Below are 20,932 nucleotides of genomic sequence, written 5' to 3' on the forward strand. Positions count from 1 at the left end.
CGCGCGGGGTGCGCGTCAGCGCCGGGCGCGCAGGGCGCGAGCGACGGCGGCCTCGGCGGCATCCGTCGCCACGCCCAGGCGCTCGGCGGCGTCGGCGAAGGCGGATGCCGCGGCCTGCAGCGCCTGCTCGACCGGATCGCCCGCCGCACGGACGAACGTCCCCGCACGGCCGCGCCCCTCGACGACGCCGTCGGCCTCGAGCTCGCGGTAGGCGCGGGCGACCGTGTTCGCCGCGAGGCCGAGCTCGTCGGCGAGCCCTCGCACGGTCGGCAGCTTCGAGCCCGCCGCGAGCCGGCCGTCGCGAACGGCGTCGACGACCTGCATGCGGAGCTGCTCGTACGGGGGAGTGGGCGAGTCGACGTCGACGGTGAATCGCATGGGGACTCCTGGGTCGGGGCGGGCCGGTCGCTCCGGCGCTCAGTCCCGGTTGCGGTTGACGAGGCGCGACAGCACGATGGCGCTCCGCGTGTGGTCGACGTTGGGCGCGATGCGCACCCGCTCGAGCGCGTCCTCGAGCGAGGTGATGTCGCGGGCGCGCATGTGCACGATCGCGTCGGCGCTGCCGGTCACCGTGCCGGCGTAGACGATCTCGGGCACCTGCTGGAGGATCCGCTGCAGTTCGTCGGGGGCGACGGTGCCGCGGCAGAACAGTTCGACGTACGCCTCGGTGCTCATGCCGTCGACCGCGGGGTCGACCTGGATGGTGAACGCCTTGATGACCCCGTCGGCGACGAGCTTGTCGACGCGCCGCTTCACGGCGGAGGCGGACAGGCCGACCGAGGACCCGATGTCGCCGTACCCGGCCCGGGCGTTCTGGCGCAGCAGGTCGAGGATGGCGCGGTCGAGGTTGTCCATGGGCCGAGTGTACGGCGGTCCGTTGCGTGGCGATACCGTCGGACGCCGCTTTCGTGCGTGCCGTTGCGGTTTCGTGATGGCCACCCACTTTCGCGCGAACGGGCGCCCGATCATGCGGCGCACGCAGGCGCCATGCGTTCGCCCTCGGCTGACACCGGTGCGCCCCCTCGGTGCGGCGCCTAGGGTCGGAACCATGACCCCGAACGCCTCGAACGCACCCGCACGCCTCGGCATCCAGCTCCAGCCGCAGCACGCCACGTACGCGCAGGTGCGCGACGCCGTGCTCCGGATGGAGGACCTCGGCGTCGACGTGATCTTCAACTGGGACCACTTCTTCCCGCTGTCGGGCGACCGCGACGGCCTGCACTTCGAGGCGTGGACGATGCTCGGGGCGTGGGCGGAGCAGACCGAGCGCGTCGAGTTCGGCACGCTCGTGAACTGCAACTCGTACCGCAACGCCGACCTGCAGGCCGACATGGCTCGCACGCTCGACCACATCAGCGCGAAGGGCGGCGACACCGGCCGGTTCATCTTCGGCACGGGCTCCGGCTGGTTCGAGCGCGACTACGACGAGTACGGCTACGAGTTCGGCACGGTCGGCTCGCGCCTCGACGACCTCGCCGATGCGCTGCCGCGGGTCAAGGCCCGCTGGGCGAAGTTGAACCCCGCGCCCACCCGCGACATCCCGATCATGATCGGCGGCAAGGGCGAGCGGAAGACCCTGCGCCTCGTGGCCGAGCACGCCGACATCTGGCACTCGTTCGTGCCGCCCGCCGAGCTCGCGCACAAGCTGGACGTGCTCGAGCGATGGGGGGAGCGCGTCGGTCGCGACGTGTCGGGCCTGACGGTCTCGAACGAACTGCCCCGGCGCAGCCTGGACGACGACTACGCGGACGCCCTCTACGACGCGGGTGTGCGGCTGTTCACGCTCGGGATCTCGGGACCGCACTACGACGACTCCGCCGTGCGCCATTGGCTCGAGTGGCGCGACCGGCGGAACGACGCCGCGGATGCCGGGGTCGACGCGGCGTAGTCGCGCCGGTCGAAGCCCGGGGCGCGAACCTCGACCTCAACCGGATGGCACCGCGGCGGCGTTGACCGTCACCCGGCCGTCCGCGTACCAGATCGCGACGTAGTCGCCGACGGCCTCGGCCGAGACCTCGGCGCGCAGGCCGTCGGCGGGGAACCTGCCCAGCTCGGTGCAGGCCACGCCGGGGCGGCCGACCGGGAGGACGAGGATCAGGCAGGCGTTCCCGCCGTCGGCGGTCCGGGCGGCGACGAGCCGCACCCCGTCCGAACGGGTGACGAGCAGTCGGCGACTCGACTCGTCGAGTTCGACCGACTCCTCCGGCGGGGGATGGCGCACGAGGTCGCCGTCGCCGACGCGTCGGTCGAAGACCTGCCAGGCGCGGGTCCACTCGACGGGTGCGTCGTCGCCCGCCCCGACCGAGGGCTCGGATGCGCTGCCGAGCGCCCAGCCCGTCCCCGCGCCCACGAGGAGCGCGGCGAGCACCGACACGATCACCGTTCGGGCGCCGCGGCGGCCGCGGTTGCGCGTCCGCGTCGGGTCCGACCCGTGCGTCCCCGCCGTGGCCGCGGTCGTCGGCGGCTCCGAGGCGTCCGGCGACATCCGGTCCTCCGGCATCGCCGGCGCGGTCCCGGCCCCGGCTCCGGGGTCGCCTGCAGGCCGCGGTCCGGATGCGTCGCTCGCGTCGTCGTGCAGCGCCGCCAGCTCCGCACGCGCGGCGGCGCGCTCCGCGTCGGACGCGTCCGCACCGTACGAGGCGCGCTGCAGCCGCGCGATGCGCTCGTCGAGGTCGTCGTGGTGGTCGGGCATCCGAACTCCGTCGTCCTGCCGGGCGGGCCGGCCACTCCAGCATGCGACGGCACCTTGGGAATGCGGTGTGATCGGCTAGCCGGTCGGCGCGTCGGCCGTGTTGATGTCCGCCTGGCCGTCCGGCCGCCAGCCGGCGAGGTACACGCCCACACCCTGGACGGAGATCTCCGCCCGGATGCCCTCGAGCGGGAAGCGCCCGTCCTCCGTGCACGCCGTGGCGGGCCGGCCCACGGGCAGCGCGAGGATGAGGCAGGCGTTCTCCCCGTCGGTGGTCCGCACGGCGATCAGGCGCACGCCGTCGGATCGGGTGAGGAGCAGGCGACGGGTCGAGTCGTCGGTGCCGAGGTCGACGAGCGGGCCCGGATGCTGCGCGACGTCGCCGTCGGTCGCCGGGCGTTCGAAGACCTCCCACGCGACGGTCTCCGCGACCGGCACGTCGCCGCCGTCGGTTGCCGAGGGGCCGACGCCGGTGCCGACCCACAGTCCGATCACCACTCCGATGCCGAGCGCCGCCGACGAGAAGGCGAGCGTCCGGCGCGTTCCCGGCCGCACGCCGATCCGGCGCCGCTCCGTGCCGACGCGGCGGTGATCGTGCTCCTCGTCCGGAGTGCCGGGCTCGTCGGCGGGTCTCGGCGCGGCGGCCCGCTCCACCGGCCCGGCGCCGACCGCGTCGGGCCGACCGCGCAGTGCTGCGAGCTGGGCCGCCGCCTCGGCGCGCTCCGCCTCGGAGGCGTCCGCGCCGTAGGCGATCCGCTGCAGCCGCGCCGTGCGTTCCTCGATCGCGTCGTCGACCTCGTCGTGAGTGTTCATGCCGCTCCGTCGTCGTGTCGGTCGAGCCGACCGCAACAGGATGCGCCCGGACGTTGGGAATCGGATGTGACCCGGAGCAGTGCGCCGCCGGCACGCGCGACGCGCGAGTGCGGTTTCGCCGGGCCACCTGCGGAAACGTGCGAGAGCACCCGCTCGTCGGGCGGAATCGTTGCGTCGAGGCCCTCGACGCGCACGCAACCTGTGCCGCGAGACGCAAACCCGCGCGGCATCCGGGCCACACTGGTATCGGCGTCTCGGCGACGGTGCGGGCGATCGCACCACGTCGGGGCTCGAGAGAGCGACCTGGTCCGCCGACACCCACCGGCCGGGCACCGTGGCGCGCCGCAGCGCTCGGCTCACCAGCATCCGAACAGGAGTGAGATGTCGACTGTGATCGAGACCGAGACCGAGACCCGACCCGGCGCCGGCGAGCGCACGGCCTCGAAGAAGTCCGTGCTCATGTGCCGCCCCGAGCACTTCGACGTGGTGTACCAGATCAACCCGTGGATGGACCCCGCGAAGCCGACCGACACGGCCCTGGCCGTCCGGCAGTGGCAGGTGCTGCACGACACGTACGTCGACCTGGGCTTCGAGGTCGACCTCATCGACCCCGTCGAGGGCCTGCCCGACATGGTCTACGCGGCCAACGGCGGCACGGTGATCGACGGCATCGCCTACGGCGCCCGGTTCACCCACGAGCAGCGCGCGGCCGAGGGGCCCGCGTACATGGAGTGGTTCCGCAGCGCCGGCTTCGACGTGCGCGAGCCGGCCGAGGTGAACGAGGGCGAGGGCGACTTCCTCCTCGTCGGCGACGTGATCCTCGCCGGCACGGGGTTCCGCAGCGACACGTCGAGCCACGACGAGCTGCGGCGCATCACCGGACGCGAGGTCGTCACGCTGAACCTCGTGAACCCGAGCTTCTACCACCTCGACACGGCCATCGCCGTGCTCGACTCCCGCCCCGGCCAGGAGCACATCGCCTACCTTCCGAGCGCGTTCGACGAGCCCTCGCTCGAGGTGCTCCGCGAGCGCTACCCCGACGCGATCCTCGTCTCGGAGGAGGACGCGGCGGTGCTCGGGCTGAACTCCTTCAGCGACGGCCGCAACGTCGTGATCGCGGCCCGCGCGAAGGGCTTCGAGCAGCAGCTGCGCGACGCCGGCTACCACCCGATCGGCGTCGACCTGTCCGAGCTCCTCCTCGGCGGGGGCGGCGTGAAGTGCTGCACGCTCGAGCTGCGTCGTTGACCCGCGCGACCGGGCGCTGACCGACGAGGGGCGGATGCCGCGCCGAGGGCGTGCGGCACCGCCCCTCGTCGTCTCCGGCGACCCGGATCCGGGCCGGTCCCGGCCGTCGCGCTACGATGCCCCGAGACCAGGGCCCGCGATGACCGGAGGTGCGACGATGGCCAGCAAGACGTCCCGGAAGACGGACGCCGCTCCCACGACGAAGGACGACACGGCCGCGAAGGACCGCAAGGCGGCGGCGAAGGCGCTCGACGCCGCGAGGGCGGCGGTCGCCGAGGCGGTCCGGCTCGCGAAGAAGGCCGATGCGGCGACGCGTGCCAAGGCGCGCGAACTCGAGCAGAGCCTCGAGAAGCTGCGCAAGCGCGGCGCGACCGGCGGCGGAGCCCGCCGGTCCGAGCCCGCCGACACCACCCCGGAGGCGGCGACCGAGGCGGCGCGTGCGGCGGCGGCGAAGCCCGTGACGGAGCCCGCCGCGGTCCCGTCGCCGACGGTCGAACCCGCGGCCCCGGCACCCGCCGCGAAGACGCCCACGGCGAAGACGCCCACGGCGAAGAAGCCCGCCACGGCGAAGAAGCCCGCCACGGCGAAGAAGCCCGCCGCTGCGGCATCCGCCGACGACCTCGCGAAGAAGACCGTGGCCGAACTGCGCGCCATCGCGAAGGAGCGCGGCGTGACCGGCTACTCGCGCATGCCGAAGGCGCAGCTCATCGCGGCGCTCGGCGACTGACCCGCGCCGGCGTCACGACGCGAGGAACGTCAGCAGCGCCGCGTTCACCTGGTCGGCGTGCGTCCAGAGCAGCCCGTGCGGGGCGCCCTCGATCTCGACGTACTGCGCGTCGGGCAGCCGCTTCGCCAGCTCGCGGGCCGTCGGGTCGATGGGGAGGATGCGATCGGCCGTGCCGTGCAGGATCAGCGAGGGCACGTCGATGCGGTCCACGTCGCCGCGGAAGTCGGTGAGCCACGTGTCGACGCAGGCGGCGGCCGCGTACCACGACGCCTGGGCCGCCGTGTTCCAGCTGCCCCGCACGGCGGCCTCGGAGATGCGCGTGCCGAGGTTCTCGTCGAGGTTGTAGAAGTTCTCGAAGAACGCGTCGAACCAGGCGAACCGGTCCTCCTCGGCCTGCGCTCGCAGCCCATCGAAGTCGGGCGCCGCCCCCGCCGGGTTGTCGTCGGTCTTCCGCAGGTACGGCGGCACCGACCCGAGGAACGCCGCCTTGGCGACCCGGTCGCTGCCGTACGCGCCGAGGTACCGGGCGACCTCGCCGGTGCCCATCGAGAAGCCGACCAGTGCGACGTGCCGCAGGTCGAGCGCTTCCAGCAGGCGCGCCAGGTCGGCTGCGAAGGTGTCGTAGTCGTAGCCCGTGGTCGGCTTGCTCGACCGGCCGAAGCCGCGCCGGTCGTAGGTGATGACGCGGTGGCGCGACGACAGGAGTGCGCGCTGCTGCCGCTCCCACGACTGCCCGTCGAGCGGGTACCCGTGGATCAGCACCACCGGCCGTCCCTCGCCGTGGTCCTCGTAGTAGAGCTCGATCGGCGCGGAATTCTCGGTTCCCACTTCGACGTACGGCATGCGTTCCCCCTGATCGCTCGTGACGTGTCGCGCAAGTCCACCACCCGGCGGACCGCACGGCAAGGGTCGGCGGAATCGGGCGCCGTTCCGGCTCTGTCGTGGTACGTGCATGAGGGGGACCCGCTCCGCCGTCATCCGCGACCCGCATTCGGCCCGGAGCCCGACCACGGGTACGATTCCCCACGTGCCGTCGCGACCTGAGGAGCAGCGCATGACCGGGCCGCTGGTGGTGATCCCCACCTACAACGAGCGCGACAACCTCGCGGAGATCGTGACGCGCGTCCGCTCGGCCGTCGCGGAGGCATCCGTGCTCGTCGTCGACGACAACTCGCCCGACGGCACCGGCGACCTCGCCGACGAACTGGCCCGAGCCGACGACGCGGTCCACGTGCTGCACCGGGCCGGCAAGGCGGGGCTGGGAGCGGCCTACCTGGCGGCGTTCGACTGGGCGCTGGAGCACGGCTTCGACCCGGTGGTGCAGCTCGACGCCGACGGCTCCCACCTGCCCGAGCAGTTGCCGCAGCTGCTCGCGGGCCTCGAGTCGACGGATGCCGCGGGCCGGCCCGCCGACGTCGTGATCGGCTCGCGCTGGGTTCCGGGGGGAGCGGTGGTGAACTGGCCGACGCGCCGCATCTGGCTGTCGCGGGCGGGCAGCGCCTATTCGCGACGGATGCTGCGGCTGCCGGTGCGGGATGCCACGGCCGGGTACCGGGTCTTCCGCGCCGATGCCCTGCGCGCCCTCCACCTCGAGCAGGTGCACACGCGCGGCTACGTCTTCCAGGTCGACATGACCTGGCACGCCGCGCTCGCGGGACTGCGCATCGTGGAGGTCCCGATCACGTTCGTCGAGCGGGAGCGGGGCCGGTCGAAGATGAGCCTCGACATCGTCGTCGAGGCGATGCTGCGCGTGACGCGGTGGGGGCTCGCGCTGCGGTTCGGGCGCGATGCACGCCCGTCGCGGTCACCGAGCCGCGCCGGCTGACGCCGATCAGCGCCGTTCCTCGGCGACCGTGTTCCCGCCGTCGACGGTGATCAGCTGCCCGGTGACGTACGAGGCGCCGGGGCTCGCGAGCCACGCGATCGCCGACGCGACCTCGTCGGGGCGTCCGCTTCGCGCCGCGGGGACCAGCATGCCCTCCTCGGCCTCGCTCGGCAGCTGGCTCGCGGTGGCGATCCACCCGGGCGCGACCGCGTTGGCCGTGATGCCCGAGAGCGCCTCGTCGACCGCGAGCGCGCGCACGTACCCGAGCATGCCGGCCTTCGCCGTGGCGTAGCCGACGTCGCCCTTCGACGCCATGAGCGGTCCCGACACGCTCGACACGCAGACGACGCGACCCCAGCCGAGCTCGCGCATGCCCGGGAGCATCGCCCGCGTGAGCAGGAACGCCGTGGTGAGGTTCATCGCGAGGCCCGCGTTCCAGTCCGCGAGGCTCATCGTGCCGTCGCCGTGCAGCATCTCGGGGTCGCCGGTCGCGATCATCCCGGCGTTGTTCACCACGATCGTGGGGCGGATGCCGGTGGCGGCGAGGTTCGCCGCGAGGTCGCCGACCTGCTCCTCGACGTCGAGCCGCGCCATGTGGCCGCTCGCGGTGATGCCCTCGCGGCGCAGCTCCTCGGCCCGGTCGAGCACCCGGGCGCTCGTCGCGGTCAGCACGATGCCAGCGCCGAGCCGTCCGAGCGCGCGGGCCGCGGCGAACCCGATGCCCTGCGGGCTGCCGGCGCCGCTGACGATGGCGACGCGTCCCTCGAGGCTCCACATGGCAGGCAGATCCATGGCGTCATCGTAGGGGTGCGGTCGCGTCGATGGAACGCGCCGCGTCGGGACCGGCGTCGCGCCGCGGCATCCGTCAAGGGGTTGGGCGCGGATGCCCCGCGGCGTACGCTCGCGACCGAGGCGGCCGTCCGTGCCGCCGTCGATGGCGCCAGGGGGGGGGCGGTCCGATGGTCGCAGTGCACGATCGCGTCAGCTGGGCGACGTCCCAGGGCCGGACCCGGGGCAAGGTCGTGGAGCGGAAGACGAAGGACTTCACGTTCGAGGGCCAGCGGTTCACCGCGAGCGAAGACGACCCGGCGTTCATCGTCGAGAGCGAGAAGACCGGCGCGAGGGCCGCCCACAAGGGGTCCGCGCTGCGGGGTGCTGAAGAAGTAGAGGAGGGCCGATATGGCGAAGACCACCGCCGACCGTGATGCCCGTCGCGCCGCCAAGCGCGCGGTGAAGGAGGCCGAGAAGGCCGGCAAGGAGACGGCCAAGCTGGCGTCCTCGTTGCCGGAGCCGGCGAAGTCGAGGGTGAAGGCTGCGGCGAAGACCGAGCAGGCGCGGATCGCTGACGTCAAGCGCGCGGCATCCGACCGGCCGTATGCGGCCAAGCGCGCCGCGCGCCGATCGTCATCGCGTCTCGAGCGCGTGTCGGTCCGCTACGGGACGGCCGGCGGACGGACGCCGGCGACCGGGTCGCCGAAGAAGGGCTCGAAGTCGGGCACGATCAAGAAGCAGCGCGCCCAGGTCAAGGGCTCGTCGCGGATGGCGATCTTCAGCGGCATCCGCACGCTGTTCTCGTCGATCACCACGCCGGGCGACCAGAAGCAGGCGCGGAAGACCGCGAAGGCGCGCGTCCGCCGGATGAAGCGAGCCTGACATGCGCCGTGTCGGGCCCACGCGGGGACGACGGCCCCAGCGACGCCGCGGACGCGGGTCGCGCGTCACCGGATCGTAAGGATCCTCCGCGATCCGGCACGGCGGGGACGGGCAGGGTTGAGCCATGGACAGGGTGGGCGTCATCGGCGGCACCGGGCTCGCCGCGCTGGTCGACGGCGAGCGTCGCGAGGTCGGCACGCCGTTCGGTCCGGCGAGCGTCACGATCGGGCGGCTGGCCGGCCGCGAGGTCGTGTTCCTCGCCCGCCACGGCGACGGGCACACGATCCCGCCGCACCGGATCAACGCCCGCGCGAACGCGTGGGCGCTCGCCCGGCTCGGCGTGCGTGCGATCGTGTCGACCGCGGCAGTGGGGTCGCTGCGCGCCGAACTCGGGCCGCAGTCGTGGGCGGTTCCCGACCAGCTCCTCGACCGGACGTGGGGCCGCGCCGACACCTTCTACGACGGGTCGGTCGTCCGCCACCTGCCGTTCGCCGAGCCGTTCTGCCCCGAGCTGCGCCGGGTCGCGATCGAGGCGGTGACGGATGCCGCGCCGCGCGCGACGGTGGCGGTGATCCAGGGGCCCAGGTTCTCCACGCGCGCCGAGGCGGCGGTGCTCCGCGACGCCGGGGCCGACCTCGTCAACATGACCCTGTGCCCCGAGGTCGCCCTCGCGGCCGAGTTGGGGATGGGCACCGCCACGCTCTGCCTCGTCACCGACACCGACACCGGGCACGTCGAGGACGACCCGGATGCGGTCACCGCCGAGCTCGTGTTCCGCCGCCTCGCCGAGGCCCGGCCACGGGTGCTCGCGTCGCTCGAGCGCATCGTCGCCGCGATCCCGGGCGACTACGAACCGCGGCCGCTCGTCGACGCCGAGGCGATCGAGCACGTGCTCGCGCTCCCGGTGGAGGGATGATGCTGCTCGTGACCGGCGGCGCCGGATTCATCGGCGGCGCGATCGTGCGGCTCGCGGTCGAGCGGGGCGCCGACGTGCGGGTGCTCGACTCGCTGAGACCCGACGTGCACGCGGCATCCGTCCGCCCGCCGGAGGGCGTCGACTTCGTGCACGGAGACGTCCGCGATCCCGAGGTGCTCGACCGCGCGCTCGCCGGGGTCGACGTCGTGTGCCATCAGGCGGCGAAGGTCGGTCTCGGCGTCGACCTGCAGGACGCGCCCGACTACGCCGGCGCCAACGTGCTCGGCACGGCGGAGCTCGTGGCGGCGATGGCCCGGGCGGGCACGCGCGGCCTGGTCCTCGCGTCGTCGATGGTGGTCTACGGCGAGGGCGCCTACCGCGACGCGGCCGGGCGGCGCCGGCGACCGGCGCCTCGCATGACCGCCGACCTCGACGCGGGGCGGTTCGAGCCGCGCGACCCCGAGACCGGGCAGCCGCTCGCGCCCGACCTGGTCCATGAGGACGACGCCCTCGACCCTCGCAACGTGTACGCGCTCACCAAGCTCGCGCAGGAGCACCTCGCGACGACCTGGGCGCGCTCGACGGGCGGCCGGGCGGCCATGCTGCGCTACCACAACGTCTACGGCCCGGAGATGCCGCGCGACACCCCGTACGCCGGGGTCGCCGCGATCTTCCGCTCGTCGCTCGCCCGAGGCGAGGCGCCACGCGTGTTCGAGGACGGCGAGCAGCGCCGCGACTTCGTGCACGTCACGGATGTCGCGAGCGCGAACCTCGCGGCGGCCGACGGGCTCGGCCGGCTGCCGGCCGGCACCGCGAGGGCCTTCAACGTCGGCTCGGGCGTCGTCACGACGGTCGGCGGGATCGCACGGGGGCTCGCCCGCGCGATGGGCGGCCCCGATCCGGTCGTGACCGGGCAGTACCGGCTCGGCGACGTACGGCACATCACCGCGTCATCCGATCGGATTCGCGCCGAGCTGGGGTGGATGCCGCGCGTGACGCTCGACGCCGGTCTCGCCGAGTTCGCCGAGTTCGCCGCGGCACCGCCGACGGGGAGGCCGCGATGACCGCCGCACCGTCGGGCGCGGGCCCCCACGACGTCCTGGTCGACCTCGTCCTGCCCTGCCTCGACGAGGAGCGCGCCCTGCCGTGGGTGCTCGGCCGGCTCCCCGCGGGCGTACGCGCCATCGTCGTGGACAACGGCTCCAGGGATCGGTCCGCCGAGGTGGCCCGCGAGCACGGCGCGACGGTCGTGACCGAGCCCCGCCGGGGGTTCGGGGCCGCGGCCAACGCGGGCCTCGAGGCCGCCGACGCGCCGCTCGTCGCGTTCTGCGATGCGGACGCGTCGCTCGATCCGGCCGAACTGCCCGGCCTGGTCGGCGTCGTCGACCGCGGCGAGGCCGACCTCGTGCTCGGCCGCCGCCGACCCACGAGCGGGTCGGCGTGGCCCGTCCACGCGCGCATCGCCAACCGTGCGCTCGCCGCGCGCATGACCCGTCGCACCGGCATCCGACTGCACGACCTCGGACCGATGCGCGTCGCACGCACCGAGCCGCTGCGGGCGCTCGCGATCCGCGACCGCCGCAGCGGCTTCCCGCTCGAGATGGTGCTGCGCGCCGCGGCGAACGGATGGCGCATCCGCGAGCTCGACGTCGCCTACCGTCCGCGCGAGGGCCGGTCGAAGGTCACCGGGACCGTGCGCGGCACCGTCACGGCGGTCGCCGACATGTCGCGGATCTTCGCCGAGGTGCGACCGTGACCGGCCGGGGGCGGACATGACCGTCGTCGCGGTCATCGCCAAGCAGTGCCGGCCGGGTCGCGTCAAGACCCGGCTCACGCCGCCGTACACGCCCGAGGATGCGGCCGCGCTCGCCGCGGCCGCGCTCGACGACACGCTCGAGGCGGTCGCCGGGTTCCCGGCCGACCGGCGGGTGCTCTACTTCGACGGCGAGGCGGTGCCGGATGCCGCTGCCGCCTTCGACGTCGTCCCGCAGCCGGCCGGCGACCTCGACGTGCGCCTGGCGCACCTGTTCGACCTGATCCGCGAGCCGTTGCTGCTGCTCGGCATGGACACCCCGCAGGTGCGCCTCGACCACGTCGCGCCCGCGCTGGACGACCGCTCGCGCGTCGGCGCCTGGGTCGGCCCGGCCGCCGACGGCGGATTCTGGGCCCTCGCGATGCGCGAGCCCGACGGGGCGATGATCCGCGGCGTGCCGATGTCCCGCGACGACACCGGCCGACGGCAGCTCGACCGGCTCGAGGCCGCCGGGCTCGAGGTGGGACTGCTCGACGTGCACACCGACGTCGACACGGCCGCGAGCGCGGCATCCGTCGCCCGCAGTGCCCCGGAGACCCGGTTCGCGCGGCTCCACGCCCGGCTGGCGGGAGGGTCGCGATGAGCGCGCCCTCCTTCGGCGCCGGCCGCGGCGAGCCGTACTTCCACCACCTCGCGAGGCGGCATCCGGCGACCCTCTCGCTGCGCAGCGCGGACGGCTCGTTCCGCCCGCTCGACGCCGGCAGCTGGGTGCGACCCGCCGGCCGTGCCGACCTCACGGTCCTCGACCGCGTCGCCGGTCCGGTGCTCGACATCGGGTGCGGGCCGGGGCGGATGCTGCACGCGGCCGGCCGTCGTTCGCTGCCCGCGCTCGGGATCGACGTCGCCTCGCACGCGGTCGAGCACGCGCGACGTGCGGGGGCGCTCGTGCTGCGGCGGTCCGTGTTCGACCGGGTGCCCCTCGAAGGCCGGTGGCGCAGCGTGCTGCTCATGGACGGCAACATCGGCATCGGCGGCGACCCGGAGGCACTGCTGCGCCGGTGCGCACAGCTCGCGGCACCGGACGGCGAGATGCTCGTCGAGGTCGACGCGGACCCCGAGGTCGCGATCGTCGACCGGTGCACGCTCGTCGACGCGGACGGACGCGAGAGCTCGCCGTTCCCCTGGGCGCGGGTCGGCTGGTCCGCCGTCTCGGCCGTCGCGGCCGCCGCCGACCTGGCGGTCGTCGAGCACTGGCACGCCGCGGGCCGTCACTTCGTCCGGGTGGTCCGTCCGGCACGGGTGCCGCCGCGGGAGACGGCGAGCCCGATCGCGGCCACCGCCGCGAGCACGGCCCAGATGACCGCGAGCGCGATGCCGTAGGAGCCGACGAGGATCGTCGGGTTCGGGTTCCCGAGCGTCGACGCGATGAGCGCCGGGATCGTGATCGCGGTCAGGACGGCGCCGACGAGGAGGGCGCCCTGGGCGACCGCCACGCCGCGCGCGCCGAACCCCAGGCGGCCGCGCACACGCTCGGCGCCGAGCCCGAACGCGACGACCACCGGGGCGACGACGCCGTCGTGCAGCAGGATCGCGGCCCCCACCCACACCGCGACCCCCAGCCATCGGGAGGGCGCGACCTCGGTCAGCAGCAGCACCGTCCCGACGCCGACGAGACCCAGTCCGACGGCGATGAGGATGCCGCGCGCCGCCCTCACGACGTCACCTCGATCCGTCGCAGCCACTTCGTCTGCATGACGCCCGGCCGTCCCGGTGCGATGACGCGGGCCGGGAAGCCGTGGTCGATGTCGAGCGTGCCGCCGTTCAACTCCAGGGCGATGAGCGTGAGCGGGTCGCGCGCGTACTGGGGCGGCATCTCGGTGCGTGCGAACGCGCCGCGCTCCTGCAGGCTCTCGATGCGCAGCGGCGCCGTCGGCTCACCGGCCTCCGCCGCGGCCAGCAGGTCGACGAGGCGCACGCCCCGCCACGTCGCCGACTGGCTCCAGCCCTCGACGCACGCGATCGGCAGCACCTCCTCCGCCTGCGGCAGTGCGCGCAGCTCGTCGAGCGTGAAGTCGCGCGACCCGCCGGGCGTCGCCACGGTCAGCACCCAGTCGGGGGCGATCGCCGTCTCCGTCACGCCCGCCTGCGCGGCCGTCCGGTTGACGGGCAGCCCCTGTGGGCCGACGCCCATGCGCCGTGGTGCGAGCACGTTCGACGGTGCGAGTGCGGGCACCGACTGGCCCGCGGTCAGCGCGACGGCGGAGGCCGCAGCCGCGCCGACCCCGGCGATGAAGCCGCGTCGCGAGACGAACCGGCCCGTGGCATCCGCTCGGTCGCCCGGTCGCCGCCGCCACACGCGCACGATGACGGGCAGCTTCACGCCGAGGTGCACGGTGAGCGCCCCGATGAGCACCCACGCGAGCGCGAAGTGCGTGGCGCGGAACGGGAACGGGAACGCGTACCACTGGACGAGGTTCATCAGGCCGATCGTCACCTCGACGAGCGAGACGCCGACGAGCACCGCGATCGACGCCCGCTCGAGCGCGTGGGCGACCGACCGCACGGGGGGCCAGGTGAACAGGCGCGGGTAGACGGTCCACAGCTTGGCGAGCAGCAGCGGCACCGCGGCGGTGCCCGCGATGACGTGCAGGCCCTGCGTCCAGCGGTAGAGCTCGACCGGGCGCGTCGGCATCGGCAGCCACGGCAGCGGGTCCTGCAGCAGGTGGCTGTAGATCCCCGTGCCGAAGCACACGAGGAATGCACCGCCGAGCAGGCGACCCACCACGACCGTCGTCCGCGCCGACTTCACCGGCGGGTCGGACGCCGCGCCCTCGGCGGCGCCCATCAGCGGCTCGAGCCGTTCGGCGATCCGGGCCGAGACGCGTTCGGTGAAGCCGGCCATGCCTCCAGTCGACCACCGACCGCGTGCCGCCGCGAGGTCGGGGACCTTACGGTCCGCGGACGGATGGTGGTCCCGATTCCGTAAGGAGTCCACCCCTGCCCGCACGACGAGGGGCTCCGTAGGCTCGGGAGCATGCACGAGGCGACGCACCCCGACGAGGCGCCGGTCGCGCGGCGCCGTCGGATCGCGGTCGCGGCGGCGCCCTGGATCGGGGTCGGCGTCGCCCTCGCGCTCATCGTGCTGGCGATGGTCGTGCCGCCGCTGCTCGGACAGAGCGTCCACATCCGGTCGTTCCCGCCGCTGCACGCCGAGTGGATGCCGCGACTCGGTCCGGGCACGGTGCCCGCGGTCCTCCTCGCGCTCGCCGCGGCGACCTGGGGCGTCGGGCTCGCGCAGCGGCTGCGCTGGGGCGCGCTCCTGGCCGTCGTGTACGCGGCCGCCGTCGCCTGGATGGTGAGCCTCGCGACGGTCGACGGGTGGGACGGGATCGGCCGGATCCTCGAGCACCCCTACGAGTACCTCGGCACCGCGCGCGAGGTGACCGACTTCGGGGCGACGTTGCGCGACTACGTGGCGCACATCCCGCTGGACTCCGTCGACAACTGGCCCGTGCACATCGCCGGCCACCCGCCCGGCGCGCTCCTGTTCTTCGTGGTGCTGGTGCGACTCGGGCTCGGCGACGGACTGGCGGCCGGGATCGTCGTCGTCCTCGTCGGTGCGACCACGGCGGTCGCGGTGCTCACGCTGCTCCGACGGTTCGGTGCCGAGGCCGCCGCCCGTCGCGCGGCGCCGTTCCTCGCGATGGGTCCGGCGGCGATCTGGTTCGCGGTGTCGGGAGACGGCATGTTCGCGGCCGTCGCCGCATGGGGGCTGTGCGCACTCGGCTTCGCCGCGACCGCACGGGGGACGCCGGCCACGGTCGCCTGGAGCGTCGCGGCGGGTCTGCTCCTCGGGTACTGCGTGATGCTGTCGTACGGGCTGCCCATCCTCGGGATCCTCGCCCTCGCCGTGCTCGTGCTCGGGCGCGACTGGAAGCCCCTCCCGATCGCGGCCGGGGCGGCCCTGGCGGTCGTGCTCGCCTTCGCGGCGTACGGCTTCGCCTGGTGGGAGGCGTTCCCGGTGCTCGTCGAGCGCTACTGGGACGGCGTGGCGAGCCGCCGCCAGTTCACCTACTGGGTCTGGGGAAACCTCGCGGCCCTATCGATCAGTGCGGGACCGCTCGTGGGCGCCGCGGTGGCGACGGCGGGCGTCAGGTCCGCGGGGTGGCGACAGGAGGCCCGCCCCGAGCGCATCGTCATCCTCCTCGCGCTCGCCGCCGCGGCGACCGTCCTGGCCGCCGACCTCTCGCAGATGAGCAAGGCGGAGGTCGAGCGCATCTGGCTCCCGTTCGTGCCCTGGCTCCTCGTCGGCGCGGCGCTGCTCACCGAGCGGTGGCGTCGGGCCGGCTTCGCAGGACAGCTCGCCTTCGCGCTCGTCGTGCAGCACCTGCTCCAGACGAGCTGGTGATCGCGGCGGGCGCCCGCCGGGGGATATCGACCCGCAGGTCCCCTCGCAAGCCCCTGCCGATCGGAGGCGCGACTGCCCAGACTGTGGGCGGACGGCGCGACGCGCCGGGAGACGGAGACGACATGTCGGACATCAACACCCCGGTCCCGGGCGAGGACGCGGACCTGCCGCGCGAGCACGACGAGGACACCCCGCCCGAGGAGATGTCGTCCTACGACATTCAGCCGCCGCCCGCCGAGGCGGGGGAGATCCCCGGCGCGCCTGACGAGCGCAGCGCGCTCGGCGACGGCACCGACGGGGAGCCGGGCGCGAACGCCACCGGCGTCGGCGTCTGACGCCGGCGCGTCCCGCCGGCGTCGCGGGCCGTTCGCCCCTATCGGGCTCGTCGGCTCACGGCACGCTGGGACCATGAGCGGATATGCCAACCCGGATCGACCCGACGAGCGACTGAGCGACGCCGAGCGGGAGGAGGCGATCACCAGGCTCTCGGAGTTCGAAGTCGAGGGTCGTCTCACGCAGGCCGAGTTCGACCAGCGGGCCGCATCGGCTCGCGGAGCCGTCACGCGAGGTGATCTCGCGCCGTTGTTCACCGACCTGCCGAGCGCCGGGCCCGCGCGCGAGTCGGCACCGTGGGAGCCGGGGCGCGCGGCCTCGGCCGCGACCGGCACGCCCGGCGCCGTCTCGGCGCCCGCACCGCCCGCCTACCCGGCCGATGCCGGACCGGCCCGGACCTCGCGGGCGCTGGGAGGGCGCGTCGGCGACACCGTGATGGCGCTGTCGCCGTTCGTCGCGCTGCTGCTGTTCTTCGCGTTCGGGTTCTGGGCGCCGGGCGGCTTCACGTGGTCGTGGCTGTTCTTCTTCCTGATCCCGATCACGGGCATCATCGTCTACGGCGGCGGCTCCGCGAAGGAGCGCAGCCGCTGACGAGCGGTCGGGTCAGCCCTTCCTCGGCCGGATCCGCACCTGGTTGTTCCCCGGGGTCTCGTCGAGTTCTACGACGCCGCCGCGCGACTTCAGGAAGTCGGTGAAGGTCGCGAATCCGAGCCGGCGCTCCTGGAACGACGGGTCCATGCGCAGCATCTGGTTCTTCACCGCGCTCGACGCCTGCCAGTCCTGGTCGTTCTTGGCCCGCAGCAGCTCGAGGGCCTTCAGCAGCAGGCGACCGGGGTTGCGCGGGTTGACCGGCGCCGCGTCATCCGCGTCGGAGGCCTTGGCACCCCGCTTCTGCGAGCCGTCGCCCTTGCCGTTGCCGTTGCCCGTGCCCGTGCCCTTGCCGTCGCCCTCCCGCTCGGCGTCCGGCGCCGCATCCGACCCGTCGCCGTCGGCCTCGCTCGGCTTCGCCTTGGCGCGGGTGCGCTTCGGCTTCGTCGCGGCCTCGTCGGCTGCGGCCGTCGTCGCGCCGTTCGAGGGTGAGCCCGCCTCGTCGTCCCGCACCGCGGCATCCGTCGCCAGCAGCGCGTCGTAGTCGGCGTACTCGTCGCAGGCCGCCGTGAGGGCCCGGCTGGTGCCGCCGGTGACGCCGATGCCGACCACGTAGCGGCCGAGCTTCTTGGCCTTCTGCGCGAGGGCGACGTAGTCGGAGTCGCCCGCCACGATGACGATGTGCGAGAGGTTCTCGATGAGGAACAGGTCCTCGATGGCATCGACCGAGAGCCGGATGTCGGCGCCGTTCTTCGTCGCCGAGAGCGGGAACAGCTGCACGAGGTCGACCGCGCGCTCGATGAGCTGGTTGCGGTAGCTGGCATTCACGGGCGTCGACCAGTCGGCGTACGCGCGGGCGATGGCGATCGTGCCGAAGGTGGCCGCGAAGTCGAGCACGGCGTCGATGTCGACCGTCGCCTGCTGCAGCCGCTTCCAGGCCTGGGTGCCGGGCTGCACCACCTTCGTGCGGCTCGTGTCCTTGCGGTAGGCGCCGTCGCCGTGCAACTGGTCGTAGCGCGAGATGACGATGTTGTCGAAGTCGAAGTAGAGCGCGACCCGGGGTTCTGCCGTAGCGGGCATGGGGACCTTCCGTCGTGGGCGTCCTCCGATCGTAGGCCCGTCCGCCTGCTCGCGTAGAGTGAGCCGACCCTTCCACCCGAACGTCAGGACGCCGATGTCGCCCGCCGCCCCCGCACGCCCATCCGCGCCGGCCCGCCCGCGCGCGCTCGCCATGGCCATCGTCACGGCCGTCCTCGCTCTCGTGACCGTCCCGGCGGGCGCGGCCTCCGCTGCTCCCGCCGCGGCCGCTGTCGCGTCGGCGCAGTCGGTCGCGACATCCGTCTCGCAGGGTTTCGGGGTGGGGGTCGACCGCGACTTCGACGGTGACGAGTACCCCGACGTGCTGGCGATCGCCGGCAACGGCGACCTTCTGCTCTATCCCAGCGGATCGACGGGGGCGCTCACCTACGGGGGGCGCATCGGCACGGGATGGGCCGGCTTCACCCAGGTGTTCGCCGCCGGCGACTTCTCCGGCGACGGCGAGGCCGACGTGATGGCGCGCGACCGCTCCGGCAACCTGTTCCTCTACCGGGGCGACGGCGTCGGCGGATGGCTCGGCGGCGCGCGCGTCGGCACCGGCTGGCAGGGCTTCACCGCGATCTTCTCGCCCGGCGACTTCGACGGCGACGGCGCGGTCGACGTCATGGCGCGCGACGGCTCGGGGCGCCTGTTCCTCTACCGCGGCGACGGTGCCGGCGGATGGCTCGGGGCCGCCCAGGTGGGCACCGGGTGGGGTTCGTTCAAGTTCGTCATCGGCAGCGGAGACATGACCTACGACGGTGCGCCCGACCTCGTGGCGATCACGCCGGGACTCAAGGGGGTCTTCGGCGCCTACGTGTGCGCCGGCGCGACCGACCTGTTCCTCTACCAGGGCAGCGGCACGGGCGGCTTCCAGGGTTCCGCGAGCGGGCTCGGCTCCGGCTGGTGCTCGTTCGACACCGTGATCAGCGGGGGCGACCGCATCTTCATCGCCCGCGACTCCTCGGGCAACCTCTGGCGCTACGAGCGGCACGTGCACCTCTCCGGCGGCACCAGCACGTGGAGTTCCGCACTGCGGATCGGCACCGGCTGGAAGGGACTGCGCCTGGTCGGCTGAGCATCGCGAGGCCGAGCGCCGGCGAGTCGATCAGGTGCGCAGCACCACGTTGCGCGGTTCGTCGCCGCGCAGCATCCGCTCGATCTGGTCGCGCAGGAGCCGCGCCATCCGCGGCATCATCGCGGTCGTCGCGCCGCCGACGTGCGGTGAGACGAGCACGTTCGGGAGCGCGAACAGCGGGTGTCCCGCGGGCAGCGGTTCGGGGTCGGTGACGTCGAGGGCGAAGCGCAGGCGGCCCGACGACGCCTCCGCGAGGATCGCGTCGGTGTCGGCGACCGGGCCCCGCGCGACATTCACGACGAGCGCGCCGTCGGGCAGCGCGGCGAGGAAGCCGGCGTCGACCATCCGGGTCGTGTCCTCCGCGAGCGGCACCGCAACGAAGACCACCTCGGCATCCCGCAGCAGCGCCGGCAGCTCGTCGACCCCGTGCACGCGACCCGCCGCGTCGTCGCGGGCACGACTCGCGACCCTGGCCAGCTCGACCTCGAACGGCGCGAGCCGCGCCTCGATCGCGCGGCCGACGCCGCCGTAGCCGACGAGCAGCACGCGCCGGTCGGCGAGGCTCGCGTGCCGCGCCGGCGCCCAACGGCCCTCGCCGGCGGCGCGCACGAAGTCGGGGATGCCGCGCTGCGCGGCGATCGCGAGCCCCACCGCGAGCTCGGCGGTCGAGGTCTCGTGCACGGATGCCGCGTTCGAGAACACGTGCCCTGCCGGGAGCGCGCCGGGCACGTCGTCGTAGCCGATCGACTGCGACTGCACGAGCCCGACCGGGACGCCGTCGAGGGCTCCGAGCCTGGCGGATGCGCCCATGTACGGCGGCACCACGATGCCGATGCGCCGGCCCGACGCCTCCGGCGGCGGAGGACCGGCCAGGTCCCACTCGACGAGGTCGACCCCGTCGGGGATGCCGCCCGGGGCCTGCTCGAGCGCCCGCCGCAGCGTCGAGCCGGGCACGGTCACGAGGAGGCGCGGGTTCGACGTCATGCCACGATCCTCGCAGAGCGGATGCCGCACCGCGGGCTCGCGGTGCTACCGTGACCGCCATGGACCAGGTCGATCCCGCCGGGGGCGATTCGGAGCGGGCGGTGCCCGGGCAGCCCGACGCCGTCGACGCCGACGGTCAGGAGGTCGTGGGCCACCCGGCCCGGCACGGGCGGTTCCCCAGCCGCGACCGCGATCGCGACCGCCCGGAGGACGAGCGGGCGGAAGCGCTGAAGGAGCGCGTCTACGCGACCTTCACCGGCCTCGCGATCGTGCTCGTGCAGCAGTCGAACGTCGACCACCTCGAGCCCGTCCGGGCCCTGCTCACGCTGCTCGTGGGCATCGTGGCGATCACCGCGGCGGGTTTCGTCGCCGACGTGATCGCGCACGTCGCGGTGCACGGGGCGTTCCCGCGGCGTCACGAGGTCGGCCGGATGCTGCGGGTCTCGGGCAGCGCGATCGCGTCGGCGGCGACGCCCCTGCTGGTCCTCGCCCTGGCCGTGCTCGGGGTGCTCGACCTCGACGCCGCGCTGTCGATCGCCGCGCTCGTGTACCTCGTCACGCTGGGCCTCGTCGGCTTCATCGCGGTGCGGCGCACCCATGCCGCGTGGTGGAAGCAGGCCCTCGCCCTCGCCATCCTCGTCGCCCTGGGCCTCGCCGTCCTCGCCCTGCAGCAGCTCGCCCACGGCCACTGACCCCCTCGCCCCCGCCCCCCTCCCCACCCCACCGCGATCTCGCGCAGAAATGGAGGCTTCGGCACGCGTCTGTGGCCCCATTACTGCGCGAGATCGCGGTGGGGTGGGGAGGGGGGAGTCGGGTCAGGGGGTCGAGGGGGGCGCGCCGGCG

The 20,932-nt window shown here is 74.1% G+C and carries 26 protein-coding genes; 16 read left to right on the plus strand and 10 right to left on the minus strand.

Annotated elements, in window-relative coordinates; all coding sequences use genetic code 11:
- Positions 1–15 precede the first annotated feature (15 nt).
- Together ACUY4T_RS06540 and ACUY4T_RS06545 are read right to left on the minus strand one after the other, a co-directional pair.
- Positions 16–378, minus strand: coding sequence for a GntR family transcriptional regulator (locus ACUY4T_RS06540; protein ID WP_446018102.1), 363 nt, complete (start codon positions 376–378; stop codon positions 16–18).
- 39 nt (positions 379–417) lie between these two features.
- Positions 418–855 (minus strand): Lrp/AsnC family transcriptional regulator, encoded by a 438-nt coding sequence (locus ACUY4T_RS06545; protein ID WP_446018103.1) that lies wholly within the window; start codon positions 853–855, stop codon positions 418–420.
- Between the two features lie 193 nt (positions 856–1,048).
- On the opposite strand from ACUY4T_RS06545, the gene ACUY4T_RS06550 reads away from it, so the two are divergent.
- Positions 1,049–1,888: an LLM class F420-dependent oxidoreductase gene (locus ACUY4T_RS06550; protein ID WP_446018104.1), complete on the plus strand. Its 840-nt coding sequence runs from the start codon at positions 1,049–1,051 to the stop codon at positions 1,886–1,888.
- A gap of 36 nt (positions 1,889–1,924) precedes the next feature.
- Here ACUY4T_RS06550 and ACUY4T_RS06555 read toward each other — a convergent pair whose 3' ends face one another.
- On the minus strand, positions 1,925–2,692 hold the full coding sequence (locus ACUY4T_RS06555; RefSeq protein ID WP_446018105.1) for a hypothetical protein: 768 nt from the start codon (positions 2,690–2,692) through the stop codon (positions 1,925–1,927).
- 75 nt (positions 2,693–2,767) lie between these two features.
- On the minus strand, positions 2,768–3,502 hold the full coding sequence (locus ACUY4T_RS06560) for a hypothetical protein (protein ID WP_446018106.1): 735 nt from the start codon (positions 3,500–3,502) through the stop codon (positions 2,768–2,770).
- A gap of 381 nt (positions 3,503–3,883) precedes the next feature.
- On the opposite strand from ACUY4T_RS06560, the gene ddaH reads away from it, so the two are divergent.
- Together ddaH and ACUY4T_RS06570 are read left to right on the plus strand one after the other, a co-directional pair.
- Positions 3,884–4,747: a dimethylargininase gene (ddaH, locus tag ACUY4T_RS06565; RefSeq protein WP_446018108.1), complete on the plus strand. Its 864-nt coding sequence runs from the start codon at positions 3,884–3,886 to the stop codon at positions 4,745–4,747.
- A gap of 157 nt (positions 4,748–4,904) precedes the next feature.
- The gene (locus tag ACUY4T_RS06570) at positions 4,905–5,474 is read left to right on the plus strand and encodes a Rho termination factor N-terminal domain-containing protein (protein WP_446018109.1); all 570 of its coding nucleotides are present in this window, start codon (positions 4,905–4,907) and stop codon (positions 5,472–5,474) included.
- Positions 5,475–5,486: 12 nt separating this feature from the next.
- Here ACUY4T_RS06570 and ACUY4T_RS06575 read toward each other — a convergent pair whose 3' ends face one another.
- Entirely contained in the window at positions 5,487–6,317 is an 831-nt protein-coding gene (locus tag ACUY4T_RS06575) for an alpha/beta fold hydrolase (RefSeq protein ID WP_446018110.1), read from the minus strand.
- A gap of 211 nt (positions 6,318–6,528) precedes the next feature.
- Here ACUY4T_RS06575 and ACUY4T_RS06580 point away from each other — a divergent pair, with 211 nt between their 5' ends.
- Positions 6,529–7,299 carry a polyprenol monophosphomannose synthase gene (locus tag ACUY4T_RS06580; RefSeq protein ID WP_446018111.1) on the plus strand — a complete coding sequence of 257 codons (771 nt, stop codon included), beginning with the start codon at positions 6,529–6,531 and terminating at the stop codon, positions 7,297–7,299.
- A gap of 6 nt (positions 7,300–7,305) precedes the next feature.
- Here the strand turns inward: ACUY4T_RS06580 and ACUY4T_RS06585 are convergent, their stop codons facing one another.
- A complete protein-coding gene (locus ACUY4T_RS06585; RefSeq protein ID WP_446018112.1) occupies positions 7,306–8,091 on the minus strand; it encodes an SDR family NAD(P)-dependent oxidoreductase in 786 nt (261 codons plus the stop codon).
- 167 nt (positions 8,092–8,258) lie between these two features.
- Here ACUY4T_RS06585 and ACUY4T_RS06590 point away from each other — a divergent pair, with 167 nt between their 5' ends.
- The 7 genes from ACUY4T_RS06590 to ACUY4T_RS06620 all read left to right on the plus strand — a co-directional run bounded on the left by ACUY4T_RS06590 (position 8,259) and on the right by ACUY4T_RS06620 (position 13,001).
- A complete protein-coding gene (locus ACUY4T_RS06590) occupies positions 8,259–8,504 on the plus strand; it encodes a hypervirulence associated TUDOR domain-containing protein (RefSeq protein WP_446018113.1) in 246 nt (81 codons plus the stop codon).
- A complete protein-coding gene (locus tag ACUY4T_RS06595) occupies positions 8,479–8,952 on the plus strand; it encodes a hypothetical protein (protein WP_446018114.1) in 474 nt (157 codons plus the stop codon). Before ACUY4T_RS06590 ends, ACUY4T_RS06595 begins: the two co-directional genes overlap by 26 nt.
- Positions 8,953–9,076: 124 nt before the next feature.
- On the plus strand, positions 9,077–9,868 hold the full coding sequence (locus tag ACUY4T_RS06600) for an MTAP family purine nucleoside phosphorylase (protein WP_446018115.1): 792 nt from the start codon (positions 9,077–9,079) through the stop codon (positions 9,866–9,868).
- Entirely contained in the window at positions 9,865–10,932 is a 1,068-nt protein-coding gene (locus ACUY4T_RS06605; protein ID WP_446018116.1) for an NAD-dependent epimerase/dehydratase family protein, read from the plus strand. The genes ACUY4T_RS06600 and ACUY4T_RS06605 overlap by 4 nt, the downstream gene beginning before the upstream one ends.
- Positions 10,929–11,624, plus strand: a complete 696-nt coding sequence (locus ACUY4T_RS06610) for a glycosyltransferase family 2 protein (RefSeq protein WP_446018117.1) — start codon at positions 10,929–10,931, stop codon at positions 11,622–11,624. Before ACUY4T_RS06605 ends, ACUY4T_RS06610 begins: the two co-directional genes overlap by 4 nt.
- A 16-nt stretch (positions 11,625–11,640) precedes the next feature.
- Positions 11,641–12,264, plus strand: a complete 624-nt coding sequence (locus tag ACUY4T_RS06615) for a TIGR04282 family arsenosugar biosynthesis glycosyltransferase (RefSeq protein ID WP_446018118.1) — start codon at positions 11,641–11,643, stop codon at positions 12,262–12,264.
- Positions 12,261–13,001, plus strand: a complete 741-nt coding sequence (locus ACUY4T_RS06620; protein WP_446018119.1) for a class I SAM-dependent methyltransferase — start codon at positions 12,261–12,263, stop codon at positions 12,999–13,001. The genes ACUY4T_RS06615 and ACUY4T_RS06620 overlap by 4 nt, the downstream gene beginning before the upstream one ends.
- On the opposite strand, the gene ACUY4T_RS06625 is transcribed toward ACUY4T_RS06620, so the two are convergent.
- Together ACUY4T_RS06625 and ACUY4T_RS06630 are read right to left on the minus strand one after the other, a co-directional pair.
- Entirely contained in the window at positions 12,890–13,336 is a 447-nt protein-coding gene (locus ACUY4T_RS06625; RefSeq protein WP_446018120.1) for a hypothetical protein, read from the minus strand. The two genes, ACUY4T_RS06620 and ACUY4T_RS06625, sit on opposite strands and share 112 nt — an antisense overlap.
- Positions 13,333–14,523: a molybdopterin-dependent oxidoreductase gene (locus ACUY4T_RS06630; protein ID WP_446018121.1), complete on the minus strand. Its 1,191-nt coding sequence runs from the start codon at positions 14,521–14,523 to the stop codon at positions 13,333–13,335. The genes ACUY4T_RS06625 and ACUY4T_RS06630 overlap by 4 nt, the downstream gene beginning before the upstream one ends.
- Before the next feature lie 132 nt (positions 14,524–14,655).
- Here ACUY4T_RS06630 and ACUY4T_RS06635 point away from each other — a divergent pair, with 132 nt between their 5' ends.
- From ACUY4T_RS06635 to ACUY4T_RS06645, 3 genes are all read left to right on the plus strand, one after another.
- The gene (locus tag ACUY4T_RS06635; RefSeq protein ID WP_446018122.1) at positions 14,656–16,029 is read left to right on the plus strand and encodes a hypothetical protein; all 1,374 of its coding nucleotides are present in this window, start codon (positions 14,656–14,658) and stop codon (positions 16,027–16,029) included.
- A gap of 122 nt (positions 16,030–16,151) precedes the next feature.
- The gene (locus tag ACUY4T_RS06640; RefSeq protein WP_446018123.1) at positions 16,152–16,364 is read left to right on the plus strand and encodes a hypothetical protein; all 213 of its coding nucleotides are present in this window, start codon (positions 16,152–16,154) and stop codon (positions 16,362–16,364) included.
- Between the two features lie 73 nt (positions 16,365–16,437).
- Positions 16,438–16,953, plus strand: coding sequence for a DUF1707 SHOCT-like domain-containing protein (locus ACUY4T_RS06645; protein WP_446018124.1), 516 nt, complete (start codon positions 16,438–16,440; stop codon positions 16,951–16,953).
- Positions 16,954–16,965: 12 nt separating this feature from the next.
- Here the strand turns inward: ACUY4T_RS06645 and ACUY4T_RS06650 are convergent, their stop codons facing one another.
- Positions 16,966–18,030 (minus strand): NYN domain-containing protein, encoded by a 1,065-nt coding sequence (locus ACUY4T_RS06650; RefSeq protein WP_446018125.1) that lies wholly within the window; start codon positions 18,028–18,030, stop codon positions 16,966–16,968.
- A gap of 151 nt (positions 18,031–18,181) precedes the next feature.
- On the opposite strand from ACUY4T_RS06650, the gene ACUY4T_RS06655 reads away from it, so the two are divergent.
- Entirely contained in the window at positions 18,182–19,105 is a 924-nt protein-coding gene (locus ACUY4T_RS06655; RefSeq protein WP_446018126.1) for an FG-GAP-like repeat-containing protein, read from the plus strand.
- A gap of 30 nt (positions 19,106–19,135) precedes the next feature.
- On the opposite strand, the gene ACUY4T_RS06660 is transcribed toward ACUY4T_RS06655, so the two are convergent.
- Positions 19,136–20,089, minus strand: coding sequence for a 2-hydroxyacid dehydrogenase (locus ACUY4T_RS06660; protein WP_446018127.1), 954 nt, complete (start codon positions 20,087–20,089; stop codon positions 19,136–19,138).
- Positions 20,090–20,148: 59 nt separating this feature from the next.
- Between ACUY4T_RS06660 and ACUY4T_RS06665 the strand changes: the two genes are divergently transcribed.
- On the plus strand, positions 20,149–20,781 hold the full coding sequence (locus ACUY4T_RS06665; RefSeq protein WP_446018128.1) for a hypothetical protein: 633 nt from the start codon (positions 20,149–20,151) through the stop codon (positions 20,779–20,781).
- Positions 20,782–20,932: the final 151 nt, after the last annotated feature.

The sequence above is a fragment of the Agromyces arachidis genome, from assembly GCF_052805135.1.